Origin of the sequence: Sphingomonas sp. Leaf9 (genome assembly GCF_001421355.1) — a bacterium.
In the GTDB taxonomy this organism is placed as follows: Bacteria; Pseudomonadota; Alphaproteobacteria; order Sphingomonadales; family Sphingomonadaceae; genus Sphingomonas.
In genome coordinates, this window is sequence record NZ_LMKC01000002.1 from 655778 (window position 1) to 669378 (window position 13601).

At 68.2% G+C, this 13601-nt stretch carries 16 protein-coding genes; 15 read left to right on the top strand and 1 reads right to left on the bottom strand.

Translation table 11 applies throughout. The features are described from left to right. Positions 1 to 4 precede the first annotated feature (4 nt). The 4 genes from ASE58_RS06950 to ASE58_RS06965 all read left to right on the top strand — a co-directional run bounded on the left by ASE58_RS06950 (position 5) and on the right by ASE58_RS06965 (position 5311). Positions 5 to 2020, top strand: coding sequence for a protein-disulfide reductase DsbD family protein (locus tag ASE58_RS06950; protein WP_055819130.1), 2016 nt, complete (start codon positions 5 to 7; stop codon positions 2018 to 2020). Positions 2021 to 2098: 78 nt separating this feature from the next. Next, positions 2099 to 3580, top strand: coding sequence for a circularly permuted type 2 ATP-grasp protein (locus ASE58_RS06955; RefSeq protein ID WP_055819133.1), 1482 nt, complete (start codon positions 2099 to 2101; stop codon positions 3578 to 3580). A 7-nt stretch (positions 3581 to 3587) separates the two neighbouring features. Then, the gene (locus ASE58_RS06960) at positions 3588 to 4520 is read left to right on the top strand and encodes an alpha-E domain-containing protein (RefSeq protein WP_200909323.1); all 933 of its coding nucleotides are present in this window, start codon (positions 3588 to 3590) and stop codon (positions 4518 to 4520) included. Further along, positions 4520 to 5311, top strand: a complete 792-nt coding sequence (locus ASE58_RS06965) for a transglutaminase family protein (protein ID WP_055819135.1) — start codon at positions 4520 to 4522, stop codon at positions 5309 to 5311. Before ASE58_RS06960 ends, ASE58_RS06965 begins: the two co-directional genes overlap by 1 nt. Positions 5312 to 5421: 110 nt before the next feature. On the opposite strand, the gene pyk is transcribed toward ASE58_RS06965, so the two are convergent. Continuing rightward, positions 5422 to 6888 carry a pyruvate kinase gene (gene pyk, locus ASE58_RS06970; protein ID WP_055819138.1) on the bottom strand — a complete coding sequence of 489 codons (1467 nt, stop codon included), beginning with the start codon at positions 6886 to 6888 and terminating at the stop codon, positions 5422 to 5424. Positions 6889 to 6959: 71 nt separating this feature from the next. On the opposite strand from pyk, the gene ASE58_RS06975 reads away from it, so the two are divergent. From ASE58_RS06975 to tolQ, 11 genes are all read left to right on the top strand, one after another. Beyond that, positions 6960 to 7289, top strand: coding sequence for a DUF1244 domain-containing protein (locus tag ASE58_RS06975; RefSeq protein ID WP_055819141.1), 330 nt, complete (start codon positions 6960 to 6962; stop codon positions 7287 to 7289). A gap of 73 nt (positions 7290 to 7362) precedes the next feature. Further along, positions 7363 to 7599: a DUF2312 domain-containing protein gene (locus ASE58_RS06980; protein WP_055763225.1), complete on the top strand. Its 237-nt coding sequence runs from the start codon at positions 7363 to 7365 to the stop codon at positions 7597 to 7599. A gap of 26 nt (positions 7600 to 7625) precedes the next feature. Then, positions 7626 to 8159: a DUF1003 domain-containing protein gene (locus tag ASE58_RS06985; protein ID WP_055819144.1), complete on the top strand. Its 534-nt coding sequence runs from the start codon at positions 7626 to 7628 to the stop codon at positions 8157 to 8159. A 28-nt stretch (positions 8160 to 8187) separates the two neighbouring features. Next, positions 8188 to 8931 (top strand): YebC/PmpR family DNA-binding transcriptional regulator, encoded by a 744-nt coding sequence (locus ASE58_RS06990; protein WP_055763231.1) that lies wholly within the window; start codon positions 8188 to 8190, stop codon positions 8929 to 8931. Positions 8932 to 9076: 145 nt separating this feature from the next. Beyond that, a complete protein-coding gene (gene ruvC / locus ASE58_RS06995) occupies positions 9077 to 9586 on the top strand; it encodes a crossover junction endodeoxyribonuclease RuvC (RefSeq protein ID WP_055819147.1) in 510 nt (169 codons plus the stop codon). A gap of 60 nt (positions 9587 to 9646) precedes the next feature. Beyond that, a complete protein-coding gene (gene ruvA / locus ASE58_RS07000; protein ID WP_055819150.1) occupies positions 9647 to 10246 on the top strand; it encodes a Holliday junction branch migration protein RuvA in 600 nt (199 codons plus the stop codon). 2 nt (positions 10247 to 10248) lie between these two features. Continuing rightward, positions 10249 to 10974 carry a hypothetical protein gene (locus tag ASE58_RS07005; protein WP_055819152.1) on the top strand — a complete coding sequence of 242 codons (726 nt, stop codon included), beginning with the start codon at positions 10249 to 10251 and terminating at the stop codon, positions 10972 to 10974. A 56-nt stretch (positions 10975 to 11030) separates the two neighbouring features. Further along, positions 11031 to 12050 carry a Holliday junction branch migration DNA helicase RuvB gene (ruvB, locus tag ASE58_RS07010; protein ID WP_055819155.1) on the top strand — a complete coding sequence of 340 codons (1020 nt, stop codon included), beginning with the start codon at positions 11031 to 11033 and terminating at the stop codon, positions 12048 to 12050. Beyond that, entirely contained in the window at positions 12047 to 12388 is a 342-nt protein-coding gene (locus ASE58_RS07015; RefSeq protein ID WP_156360538.1) for a hypothetical protein, read from the top strand. The genes ruvB and ASE58_RS07015 overlap by 4 nt, the downstream gene beginning before the upstream one ends. A gap of 59 nt (positions 12389 to 12447) precedes the next feature. After that, on the top strand, positions 12448 to 12912 hold the full coding sequence (locus ASE58_RS07020) for a YbgC/FadM family acyl-CoA thioesterase (protein ID WP_055819160.1): 465 nt from the start codon (positions 12448 to 12450) through the stop codon (positions 12910 to 12912). Continuing rightward, positions 12912 to 13601 (top strand): protein TolQ, encoded by a 690-nt coding sequence (gene tolQ, locus ASE58_RS07025; RefSeq protein ID WP_443024642.1) that lies wholly within the window; start codon positions 12912 to 12914, stop codon positions 13599 to 13601. Before ASE58_RS07020 ends, tolQ begins: the two co-directional genes overlap by 1 nt.

Below are 13601 nucleotides of genomic sequence, written 5' to 3' on the forward strand. Positions count from 1 at the left end.
GTACATGACACCGGCAAGAACGCTGTGGCGACTCATCGTCATCCTTTCAGCCTTCCTGGCGGCGCTGCCCGCCATGGCGCAGGTGCCGGGGCAGCGGCACGTCCAGATGCGGATCGTTGCGGAAAGCGATACGCCAGCGGCTGGATCGCGCGTCACGCTGGCGCTGGTGTCGGTGCCTGATGCGGGCTGGCACGGATACTGGAAGAATCCCGGCGCGGTCGGGACCCAGCCGCGACTCGACTGGACACTGCCGGCCGGCGCGCGGGTCGCCCCGCTGCGCTACCCCGTACCCGAACGGCTGACCGTCGCCGGGATCATCAACTATGTCTATGAACGCCCCTGGACGATCCTGACCGACCTCGAGCTGCCCGCCGGACTGGCCAAGGGAAGCACGGTGCCGGTGCGTCTCGCCATCGATTATCTGGTCTGCACCCGCGAAATCTGCGTGCCCGAAAAAGCCGAGCTGTCGACGATGCTGACCATCGGTGACGGGGCGGTCGGTGCCGAACGCCGTGCCGAGTTCGACAAATGGCGGCGCGCGCTGCCCCGGCCGCTGGGGTCGCCGGCGGTGTTCCAGGCGGGCGAACCGCTCCGACTGCGTGTACCGTTCCCGGCATCGCAGGCGATCGGCGACGCCTATTTCTTTCCCGAAACCGAAAATGCGATCGATTACGATGCACCGCAGCTCATCCGGCGCGACGGCGACGCGCTGGTTATCGAAACAAAGGGGGTAGGCAAGCCGGCGGTGATCGAGGGCGTGCTGGCGACCGGCGCGGGGCAGGGCTTCGCCATTCGCGCGACCCCCGGCACGGTCGCGGCGGCGGCCAAACCGGCGCCGGTTCGTGCCGCGCTGATCGCCTTTGCCGGGGCGCTGCTGGGCGGGCTGCTGCTTAACGTCATGCCCTGCGTCTTTCCGATCCTGAGCCTGAAGGCGCTGAGCCTGGCGCGGTCGGGCGAGTCGGCGGCGCAGGCGCGGGCGGAGGGCGTGGCCTATACCGCCGGGGCGATCGTCACCTGCATGGCGCTGGGCGGCATCCTGCTGGCAATCCGCGCGGCGGGTGTCGCGGCGGGCTGGGCGTTCCAGTTGACCGATCCGCGCGTCGTGCTGCTGCTGCTGGTGCTGACCGGCGGGATCGCGTTGAACCTCGCTGGCCTGTTCGAGCTGCCGACGCCGCAGGTCGGCAACCGCAGCGGGCGGGGCGGGGCGTTCGCCACCGGCGCGCTGGCGGCGTTCGTCGCGACGCCGTGCACCGGGCCGTTCATGGGGGCGGCGCTGGGATCGGCGCTGGTCCTGCCACCGGTTGCGGCGATGGCGGTATTCGCCGGGCTGGGCCTCGGCCTCGCGCTGCCGTTCCTGTTGCTGGGGTTCGTGCCGGCGCTGCGCCGTCGCCTGCCCAAGCCCGGCGCGTGGATGGATGTGTTTCGTAAAGGCCTGTCGGTGCCGATGTTCCTGACCGCGCTGGCGCTGGCATGGATCTTGGGGCGGCAGGCCGGGGTCGACGGCATGGCGCTGGGGCTGGCGGCGCTGCTGCTCGCCGGGCTGGGCCTGTGGTGGACCGGGCGGCGGCAGCTGCGCGGGCGCGACCGGGCATGGTGGCCGGGGATCGCCGCGCTGGTGCTGGCGGTGGCGAGCGCCGCGTTGGTGCAGCGCGCACCGCCCGCCGGGGCCGCGTCGACCGGCATCGCCGGGGCCGAGCCGTTCAGCGAGGCACGGCTGGCGGCGCTCCGGGCAGAGGGCAAGCCGGTCTTCGCGTACTTCACCGCCGACTGGTGCCTGACCTGCAAGGTCAACGAACGTGCCGCGATCGAGACGCAGGCGGTCGCCGATGCCTTTGCCAAGGGCGGGGTCAAGGTGCTGGTGGGCGACTGGACCGATGGCGACCCCGTGCTCGGCCGCTTCATCGAAGGGCATAACCGCGCCGGGGTGCCGCTCTATCTGTGGTATGCGCCGGGCCAGAACGACGCGCGCGTGCTGCCGCAGGTGCTGACGCCGGCAACCCTGACCGAATTGGTACGATAGCGCGCATACCCGCTTGCCAGCCCCGATTTCGCAGCGCAGCATACGGAGCATTATCCGTCAGGCGGCGTTGGGGATTGAATGGGGCAGGCGTTCGACGAAATTTGGGGACATGGCGGGCCGGATCAACCGCGTACCGACCTGGCGGCACTGGCACGATGGATGCGCGAGGTGCCACCCCATGAGCTGAAACGCCGCCTGCAATCCGCCGAAGCGACCTTTCGCCAGCTGGGCATCACCTTCGCCGTCTATGGCGACAGCGAGGCGGCGGAGCGGATCATCCCATTCGATATCGTGCCGCGCGTGTTCATGGCCGATGAATGGGCCCGTCTTTCGCAGGGGCTGATTCAGCGGACACAGGCGATCAACGCCTTTCTCGACGACATCTATGGCGAGCGCCGCATCCTGAAGGCCGGGGTGCTGCCGCCCGACCTGATCTTCTGCAACAGCCAGTTCCGCCCGGAAATCGCCGGCATCCGCCCGCCGCACGGTGTCTGGGCGCATATCTGCGGAATCGATCTCGTCCGCACCGGCCCGGACGAATTCTATGTGCTGGAGGACAATGCCCGCACGCCGTCGGGTGTGTCGTACATGCTGGAAAATCGCGAGGCGATGATCCGGCTGTGCCCCGAACTGTTCCGCAAGTTTCGCGTGGCAGCGGTCGACAGCTATCCCGACAAGCTGCTGGAGACGATGCGATCGGTCGCCCCGCCGGGAGCCGGCGCGCATCCGACCTGCGTCGTGCTGACGCCGGGGCATTTCAATTCGGCCTATTACGAACACAGCTTCCTCGCCGATTCGATGGGCGTCGAACTAGTGGAGCCGGCCGACCTGTTGGTCGATGACGATGTAGTATGGATGCAGACCATCGCCGGGCGGGTGCGGGTCGATGTCATCTATCGCCGGATCGACGACGACTTCATCGATCCGGTCGTGTTCCGGCCCGAATCGCTGCTGGGTGTGCCGGGCCTGATCGGCGCTTATCGTGCGGGCAATGTCGCGTTGGTCAACGCACCGGGCAACGGCATCGCCGACGACAAGGCGATCTACAGCTACATGCCCGAAATCGTGCGTTTCTATGCCGAGAGCGAGCCGCTGCTCCCCAATGTCGAGACGTGGCGCTGCCGTGAGCCCGACGCGCTGAAATACGTCCTTGACCATCTGGACGAGGTGGTGGTGAAGCTGGTCGACGGGTCGGGCGGCTATGGGATGCTGGTCGGCCCGACCGCTTCGAAGGCGGAGATCGAGGAATTTCGCCGCGCGCTGATCGCCGAGCCGCAGCGTTACATCGCGCAGCCGACGCTTGCGTTGTCGACGGTGCCGACGCTGACCGAGGCGGGTCTGGCCCCGCGCCATGTCGATTTCCGCCCGTTCGTACTGACCGGGGCGGAAACGGTTCAGGTGGTGCCGGGCGGCCTGACCCGCGTCGCGCTGAAGGAGGGATCGCTGGTCGTCAATTCCAGCCAGGGTGGCGGGACGAAGGACAGTTTCGTGTTGCTCGACGACGGCCCGGTCCAGTCGCAATCGCTGGGCGGCCTGACCCAATCCCAGGGAGGGCGCTGACATGGCGATGCTGTCGCGCACCGCCGCCTCACTCTATTGGCTGGGTCGCTATGTCGAACGTGCCGACTTCTTGGCGCGACTGGTCGAGGCGACCGTCCGGCTGGACGCACTGTCGTCGCGGCCGGCGGGCGACGCCGCCTGGGCCAGCGCGCTGGCGGTCAGCTATACCGAGGACAGCTTCGCCGCCACGGGCCAGAGCGTCTCGCAGGGGTCGGTCGCACGCTTCCTGACCTGCGATCGTAGCCATGCCGGGTCGATCCTGTGGTGCCTCGACGCCGCGCGCAACAATGCGAAGGCGGTGCGCACCGCACTGACCCGCGACGCGTGGACCGCGATCAACCGCGCATGGATCGTCTTTAACGCCCCGCGTGGCGAGGAGGGCGAGGATATCCTCAACCTCGTCGAAGCGATCAAGGCCGAGGCGCGCGGGTTCGAAGGCGCGGTGCAGCGCATGATGAAGAACGAGGCGACGTGGCTGATCCTGCTCGGCGCCGCGATCGAGCGGGCCGACAATACCGCTCGGCTGATCGACGTCAAATATCACCTGCTGCTGCCCGAGGGCGAGCGGATCGGTGGCGCGATCGACCGCGACCAGTGGACGACGATCCTGCAGACCGTATCGGCGGTCACCGCCTATCGCTGGCTTTATAGCGAGGGGTTGAAGCCCGCCAACGTCATCGAACTGCTGCTGTCGCGCGGAGAGGTGCCGCGCAGCCTGGCGGCATGTGTCGATGAATCGGTCGAGATGCTGAACCTGCTGGGCAAGCGCACCGGTTTTCAGGGCGAGGCGGATCGCATGGCGCGTGCCCGGCTGGCGCGGATGCAGAAGACGCGCGCACACGAGGTGATCGTCAGCGGGCTGCACGAATATCTTACCGCCTTCATCCGGGAGAATGCGATGCTCGACGCCGCCATCGCCCGCCAGTTCCGCTTCATCTGATGCGGCTGTCGGTCCATCACGAAACGCGCTACCGCTTCACCAAGCCGCAGGCGCGCATCGTCCAGCTGCTGCGGCTGTTTCCTGGCGATACCAGCCATCAAACGGTGGTGAACTGGCGCATCGATGTCGATTGCGATGCGCGGTTGCGCGACGGGTATGACGGTTATGGCAACATCACCCGCATGCTCTATGCCGAGGGGCCGGTCGACGCGCTGGTGCTGACCGTTTCGGGCGAAGCGTTGTTGACCGAGGATGACGGCCCGATCGAAGGGACGGACGAGCCGTTCCCGCCCGAGCTGTTTCGCCGCGTGACGCCGCTGACCCGCGCCGATGCGGTGATCGAGGGGTTGGGGCAGGGCGATGATCTCGACGCCATGACCGCGCTGGCCACTGCGATCCATGCGCGCTGGCCGCTCGACCGCCGGCCGACGCCGACGATCCGGCCGGCGATCGAGGCGGCGGCCGACCAGCGGCTGGGCCCGCGCGACCTGGCACAGATATTCCTAGCGGGGGCACGGGCACGTGGCGTGCCAGCGCGCTATGTATCGGGCTACAGCCTGTCCGGTGACGACGAACGCCGTACTGCCGCGCCCCATGCCTGGGTCGAGGCGCATGTCGCGGGCGGATGGTATGCATTCGATCCGGCGACCGGCGGGCGGTCGGGGCTGGACCATATCCGGGTCGCGGTTGCGCTGGACGCGGCGGGCGCGGCGCCGATCGCCGGGGTCCGGATGGGCGCGGGCGACGAGGAACTGGACGTCGACGTCCGGGTAGGCAGCGAGGTGGAATAATCCGCCCCGCTTGCGGGGAGGGGGACCAGCCGCAGGCTGGTGGAGGGGGCGGCCCCCCTCCACCACCGCTTTGCGGCGGCGGCCCTCCCCGTGCCGGGGAGGAGTTCAACTCAGCCCTCGTGGCCGCCGTAGTTCTTCAGCTCGTCGCCGACGATCTGCACGACGTGCAGCACGTTGGTCGATCCCGGCGTCCCGAACGGTACGCCGGCGCAGACGACCACGCGGTCGCCGGCCGCGGCCATGTTGTGACGCAGCACCATGCGCTTGGCCTTCGCCACCATCTCCTCGAACGATTCGACGTCGCGGGTGTGGACGGCGTGGACGCCCCACAGCAGGCCCAGGCGACGCGCAGTGTCGATCTGCGGCGTCAGCACCATGATCGGCACCGGGGGCCGTTCGCGCGCGATGCGGCGGGCGGTCGATCCGGACTTGGTGAAGCACAGGATCGCCTTCGCATCGACCGTGGTGGCGATGTTCTTGGCGGCCTCGGCCAGCGCGTCGGCGGTGGTGGGATCGGGACGCAGCACGGTGAAGTGCACGCGGTCGCCATGCGCCGGGTCGCGTTCGACGGCATGCGAGATGTCGTTCATCATCGTGACCGATTCGACCGGCCAGCTGCCCGCCGCGCTTTCCGCCGACAGCATGATCGCATCGGCACCGTCATAGACGGCGGTCGCGACGTCCGACACTTCGGCGCGGGTCGGCGAGGGCGAGGTGATCATCGATTCGAGCATCTGCGTCGCGACGACCACGGGGCGGCCGAGGCGACGGGCGGTTTCGACGATGCGCTTCTGCAGCGGCGGCACCGACTGCGGCGGCAGTTCGACGCCCAGGTCGCCGCGTGCGACCATCACGCCGTCGCACTGCTCGACGATTTCCTCCAGCCGGGCGACGGCCGACGGCTTCTCGATCTTGGCGAGCAGCGCCGCCCGGCCCTGGATCAGCTTGCGCGCTTCGGCCAGATCCTCGGGCCGCTGCACGAACGACAGCGCGATCCAGTCGACGCCCTGTTCGACCGCGAAGTGGAGGTCGGAAATGTCCTTCGGCGTCAGCGCGGCCATCGGCAGCACGACGTCGGGGACGTTCAGCCCCTTCGAGTTCGACAGCGCGCCGCCGACCACGACCTCGGTCACGATCCGGTCGTCGTCATGGTCGAGCACGCGCAGCACCAGCTTGCCATCGTCCAGCAGCAGGCGCGCGTCGCGGGCGATCGCCGCGAAAATCTCCGGGTGCGGCAGTTCGACGCGGGTCGTGTCGCCCGGCTCGTTCGACCGGTCGAGCGTGAAGCGCTGCCCGGCTTCGAGCATCACCCGCCCCTCGGCGAAGCGACCGACGCGCAGCTTCGGCCCCTGAAGATCGGCGAGGATCGTCGTCGGACGGCCATATTGCTGTTCGAGCGCGCGAATCGCCTCGATCACCGCGACCTTGGATTGCTGGTCGCCATGGCTCATGTTGACGCGGAACGCATCGGCGCCCGCTTCGAACAGCTTCGCGATCATTTCGTACGTATTGCTCGCGGGGCCGAGCGTGGCGAGGACGCGAACCTTGCGCGAACGGGGGCTGATGGCCTTGGTCATGATAGTCTCCGGGCGTTGCGCGCCTGCCTCTAAGCCTTATTCGAAAACGATCAACCTTTAGGACCACGCCCATGACGACAATCGATTCGATCAGCGAAGCGGCACAGGCCGCCGCGTTCCGCCGGCTGCTCCGCCACCTGCAGCATCGCACCGATGCGCAGAATGTCGACCTGATGGGGCAGGCCGGCTTCTGCCGCAACTGCCTCGGCGACTGGCTGGGCGAGGCGGCGGGGCTGTCGAAGGAGGAAGGGCGCGAGGCGGTGTACGGTATGCCCTATGCGCAGTGGAAGTCGGAGCACCAGATGCCCGCAACTCCCGAACAGATCGCGCGGATGGAGGAGAGCGTCGCCCGGAATCGTGCCGATATCGCCGGGAACGGCACGGCGACCGACCCCCGCTGATCGGTTGAGGCGCGCGCGCGGATCGGCTAGGCGCGCCGGTTCACGAATTCTTGACCATCGTTGAGGGACCCCCATGACCGACAATGTTTCGGCGGAACAGCTCCGCCTGCTTATCGAGCGTATCGAGCGCCTGGAAGAAGAGAAGAAGGGCATCAGCGACGACATCAAGGACGTCTATGCCGAAGCCAAGTCGACCGGGTTCGACGTGAAGACCATGCGCAAGATCATCAGCCTGCGCCGCATGGAAAAGCATCACCGCGACGAAGCCGACATGCTGCTCGAAACCTATAAGCAGGCGCTCGGCATCTAATCACCGGAGGTAAAGGGGGCAGGGACATGGCCAGCGTCTTCCACATCGCGACCCGTCTGCTGAAAGGGCATGGCGACCCGCAGGGCGAGGAGGAAGCCCATGTCCTGTCCGCGATCGAACGCGGCACCCCCGTCACCCGCGACGCCGCCGACGAATCGGACGCGCGGTCGACCTATGGCGACCGGCTGGCGGATCGGGTGGCGGCAGTCGGCGGGTCGTGGGGGTTCATCATCGCCTTCACGGCGGTATTGCTCGGCTGGATGCTGCTCAATTCCGACGTGCTGTCGCATTTCGGGCTGGCGTTCGATCCCTACCCCTACATCTTTCTCAACCTGATGCTGTCGACGCTGGCCGCGATCCAGGCGCCGGTCATCATGATGAGCCAGAACCGGCAGTCGGAAAAGGATCGGCTGGCCGCGCGGCTGGACTATGAAACCAATTTGCGCGCAGAGATCGACATCCTCGCGCTGCACGCCAAGCTGGACAGCGACGTGATCGACCGGCTGGCGGCGCTGGAGGCGAAGATCGACGCGCTGGCGCAACGTGCGCCGTCCGCTTAAGAGCGGGCAGTAACCTGAAGAGGCACCGATGGCAGGCCATAGCAAATTCAAGAACATCATGCACCGCAAGGGTGCGCAGGATAAGAAGCGGTCGGGCATGTTCTCGAAGCTCAGCCGCGAAATCACCGTCGCGGCAAAGATGGGCCTGCCCGATCCCGACATGAACCCGCGCCTGCGCGCGGCGATCAACGCCGCGAAGGCGCAGTCGATGCCCAAGGACAATATCCAGCGCGCGGTCGACAAGGCGTCGAAGGGCGACATGGAGAATTACGAGGAAATCCGCTACGAAGGCTTCGGGCCTGCGGGGGTTTCGCTCATCATCGAGGCGCTGTCCGACAACCGCAACCGCACCGCGACCAACGTGCGCACTGCCGTGTCGAAGAATGGCGGCAACCTCGGCACCGCCGGATCGGTCAGCCACGGGTTCGACCGCGTCGGCCTCATCAACTATCCCGCCAAGGCCGGTGACGCCGAGAAGGTGTTCGAGGCGGCGCTGGAAGCCGGCGCCGAGGACGTGACGTCGAGCGAGGACGGCCACGAAATCTGGACGGCGCAGGGCGATCTGCACGAAGTGGCCAAGGCGCTGGAGCCGGTGCTGGGCGAGGCCGAAGGTGCCAAGCTGGCGTGGCGGCCGCAGACGATGGTGTCGGTCGGCGAAGACGACGCCGCGACGCTGTTCAAGCTGCTCGACGCGCTCGACGATGACGACGACGTGCAGACCGTGTGGGGCAATTACGAAGTGTCCGATGAGGTAATGGAGAAGCTGGGTTGATCAACCTGATCCTCCCCGCCTGCGGGGAGGGGGACCGCCGCGCAGCGGTGGTGGAGGGGGAGTGCCCCGCAGCGCAGCGCTTGCGGAAGCCCCCCTCCACCAGCCTGCGGCTGGTCCCCCTCCCCGTGCCGGGGAGGAGCGTTTCGTGCTGATCCTCGGCCTCGATCCCGGCCTCGGCACCACCGGATGGGGCATGATCCGCGCCGATGGCAACCGCCTGAGCCACATTGCCAACGGCCAGATCCGCACCGACCCGTCGATGCAGCTCCCCCGCCGCCTGGCCCTGCTGTTCGGCGCACTGGGCGAGGTGATCCGCACCGAACGCCCCGATGGCGCGGCGGTCGAGGAGGTGCTGGGCAACAGCAACGCGCAATCGACGCTGAAGCTGGGGCAGGCGCGCGGCGTCGTGCTGCTCTCCGCCTCGACCGCAGGGCTGGCGATCGGCGAATATCACCCGAGCATCGTCAAGAAGGCGGTGGTCGGCACCGGCGGCGCGGACAAGAAGCAGATCCAGGCGATGGTCGGCCATCTGCTGCCCGGCGTTAAGCTGTCCGGGCCGGACGCGGCCGACGCGCTGGCGGTGGCGATCACCCATGCACATCATCTCGCCAGCGCGCACGCGCGGGCACGGCGTTCGACGGGGATCGGAGCGTGACGCCTGCCCCGATCATCTCCCTGCGTGCGCGGGGATGCGGCCTATCGAGAGAAGTTGACCATGATCGCCCATCTTAAAGGCACGCTGTCCGTCTCCGGCATCGACCATGCGGTCATCGACGTGAACGGCGTCGGCTATCTGGTCGGCGCGTCGTCGCGCACCTTGCAGGCGCTGGGGCCGGTCGGCGGCAGCGTCACCATCCATACCGAGATGCTGGTCGCCGAGGATTTCATCCGCCTCGTCGGCTTTGCCAGCGCGGACGAGCGCGACTGGTTCCGCCTGCTGACCGGGGTGCAGGGCGTCGGCGCGCGGGTTGCGCTGGGTATCCTCTCCACCCTGTCGCCCGAGGAAGTCCGCACCGCGATCGCGCGCGGGGACAAGGCGAGCATCGCCCGCGCGAACGGCGTCGGCCCGAAACTGGCGCAGCGCATCGCGATGGAATTGAAGGACAAGGTGGGCGGCATCGCCATCGGCCCCGGCGCAGTTGCGCCGGCGGCGGGGGGCGATGGCGTGGAGGGCGATGCGGTATCGGCGCTCCTCAACCTCGGCTTCAAGCCGGCCGAGGCGGCAACGGCGGTCGGCAAGGCGGCAGAAGAACTGGGGGCGGGCACCAGCCTCGACGCGCTGGTCCGGCTGGCGCTGCGCAAGGCGTCGCGCTGACCGTGATCGCGTTGCTGCTGGCCGCCGCCATGCCGGGGCAGGCAGCGGCGTCACCGCCCCGCGACGACGAATGGCTGATCCTGCAGACCGCAGCCGATCCGCTGGCGCTGGTCGGTGTGGCGGCTGCCAGGCGGGCGCCGGGCGCACGGGTTATTGCGACCGAGGAATGCGACGGCATGCGTCCGGGGCTGTTCATCCTGGTCGTGAAGCCCGACCGGGCACCGCATCCGGCCGGGGCCTATGTCCGGCGCTGTATCGCGCAACCCTATAGCGCGACGGGGCGCGGGATCGCGTCGGTCGACCCAAGCTTCGCGGCGATGCGGGCGCGGCCGGTCAATATCGATGGCGGCGATATCATCAGCTTCATACGTTCGAACCTGCTGATCCGGCCCTATTTCGTCGATCTGCCGAATGATCCGCGCGAAGGGTTGCGCGTGGCGGTCGAGGATATGGCCGAGGGCCGCCGTCGCCCGATCGAGCGCGACTGCACCGCCCCCGAAGTGACGCGCGGCGTCGATCATATCGCCATCGCCTGCGCCGTCGAGCAGATCGCCGGCCAGCCGGTCTATCGCACCGTGATCTACCGCGCCGGCGACCTTTCGCGCGTCCGGGAGATCCCGCGTTGTCGCGACCCGCAATTCTTTCAGGTCGACCTGCTGCGTTGCTGGACGCAGACGGTTTCACCGGCGGGTAAGGCGGCGCTGAAACCGCGCTATGTCAGGTTTTGAGGGCGGATCGTGCGACGCACCTCGACCGCCCGCATGCGAACAGCTAGGGAACGGGCGTGACCGACGACCGTATGACCACCCCGCTTCGCCGCCCCGAGGATGTCGACGCCGCGCTGCGTCCGAAGGCGCTCGACGAATTTGTCGGGCAGCGGGCGGCGCGCGAGAATTTGCGGGTCTTCATCGATGCCGCGCGGGGGCGGGGTGATGTGCTCGACCATGTGCTGTTTTTCGGACCTCCCGGCCTCGGCAAGACCACCTTGGCGCAGATCGTCGCGCGCGAAATGGGCGTGGGGTTCCGCGCTACTTCCGGCCCGGTCATTGCCAAGTCGGGCGACCTCGCCGCGCTGCTGACCAACCTGGAGGACGGCGACGTCCTGTTCATCGACGAAATCCATCGCCTGAATCCGGCGGTCGAGGAAGTGCTGTACCCGGCGATGGAGGACCGCGCGCTCGACCTGATGATCGGGGAGGGGCCGTCGGCGCGCAGCGTGCGGATCGACCTGCCGCGCTTCACGCTGGTCGGGGCGACGACGCGGCAAGGGTTGCTGACCACACCGCTTCGCGACCGGTTCGGCATTCCGATCCGCCTGCAATTCTACACGGTCGACGAACTTACCCGCGTCGTGACCCGCGCCGCCGGGTTGCTGGGCCTGGGCATCGCCACCGACGGCGCGACCGAAGTCGCCCGCCGTGCGCGCGGTACGCCGCGTATCGCCGGGCGGCTGCTGCGCCGCGTGCGCGACTTCGCGAACGTCGCGGGGGTGGAGATCGTCGACGCCCGCACCGCTGACGCCGCGCTCAACCGGCTGGAGGTCGATGCCAAGGGGCTGGACGCGATGGATCGCCGCTATCTGACGATGATCGCCGACGTCTATCGCGGCGGCCCGGTGGGCGTCGAGACGCTGGCGGCGGGTCTCAGCGAACCGCGCGACACGATCGAGGAGGTGATCGAGCCGTATCTGATCCAGATCGGCATGATCGCCCGCACCGCGCGCGGGCGCTGCCTGAATGCCGGCGGGTGGAAGCATCTGGGGTTCGAACCGCCCGCGGGCGTGCAGGATGGGTTGTTCGATTGATGGAACGAAACGGCAAGCAGCGCGGCAATCTGCTGGCATCGGCGGCGATCGGCGCGCAACAGGCGGGGCGGGTGGCCGCGCCCGTCGCGCCGCTGGTGATCGAGGCGGTGTTCGCCGCCGACGCCAGCTGTTCGGTCACCATCGGCAGCGCGGAGTTCGTCCTGCCCGATGCTGCGCCGGCGTTCGCCGCGGCGCTCGGCACCTTGCCCAACCCCGGCCGGCCGCTGACGCTCGCCGTCCGGGGCGGGGCGGCGGCACGCCATGTCAGCGCGATCGTCCGCCTGATCGGATCGGCCGGGTTCGACAATGTGACTGTGCTGCGTAACGACGACGCGTAGCCATAACGCGGGGTTAAGCCGGTCACCCCTTTCCCCCGCCGCCGCCAATGGTTAAAGCCATGGCCATGACCGACCCCGACCAGCCGGCCGGCGGCCGCTTCGTCGGCGGCACGCATCGCTTTCCGTTGCGGATCTATTTCGAGGACACCGACCTGTCGGGCGTCGTCTACCACGCCAATTACCTGCGTTTTTTCGAACGCGCGCGTAGCGACATGCTGATGGTCGCCGGCATCGACCAGCGCGCCGCGCATGAAGCGGGCGAGGGTGCCTATGCCGTGCGGTCGATGCAGCTCGACTGGCGCGCGCCCGCGCGGCTGAACGATGCGCTGGTCGTGGTCAGCACCGTCGAGCGCGTGCGGGCGGCGGCGGTCGACATTCAGCAATCAGTCATCCGCGACGATCTTCTACTGGCGTCGGCACGGGTGGAGGTCGCGTTCGTGGCCCCCGGCGGGCGGCCGCGTCGCCAACCGGCGGCGTGGATCGAAACCTTCGCCGCGCTGGTCGCAACCGATAAAGGAGCATGATGGACGTTTTCGTGAACACCGACGCCGCGACCATGTCGCCGGTCGCGCTCTTCCTTCAGGCCGACTGGGTAGTGAAGGCGGTGATGCTGGGCCTGCTGGCCGCCAGCGTCTGGACCTGGGCGATCATCGTCGGCTTCCTGGTGCGCGCCCGCAAGGTCCGCCGCGACATCGACCGGTTCGAGGTGGAGTTCGAACAGGCCGAGGATATCGATGCCTTCCACCGGTTGCAGGGATCGCGCGATACCGTGATCGCCCGCGTGTTTTCCTCCGGGGTGCGCGAATGGCGTCGGTCGACCGCCTCCAAGCAGATCGACCGCGACGGCACCCGCGAACGCCTCGCCACCGCGATGGCGTCGAGCGTCGCGGATGAGAGTGAGACGCTGGCCGACCGGCTGAACATCCTGGCGACGGTCGGGTCGGTTGCGCCGTTCGTCGGCCTGTTCGGCACGGTATGGGGCATCATGCGCTCGTTCACCTCGATCGCGTCGGAGCAGAACACCTCACTGGCCGTCGTCGCGCCGGGCATCGCCGAGGCGCTGTTCGCGACCGCCATCGGCCTGTTCGCCGCGATCCCGGCGGTCATCGCCTATAACCGCTTCAGCCACCGTGTGAACCGGATCGAGGCGCGGCTGAACCGTTTCGCCGACGCGTTCCACGCCACGCTGTCGCGCCAGCTCGAAGGCGTCTGA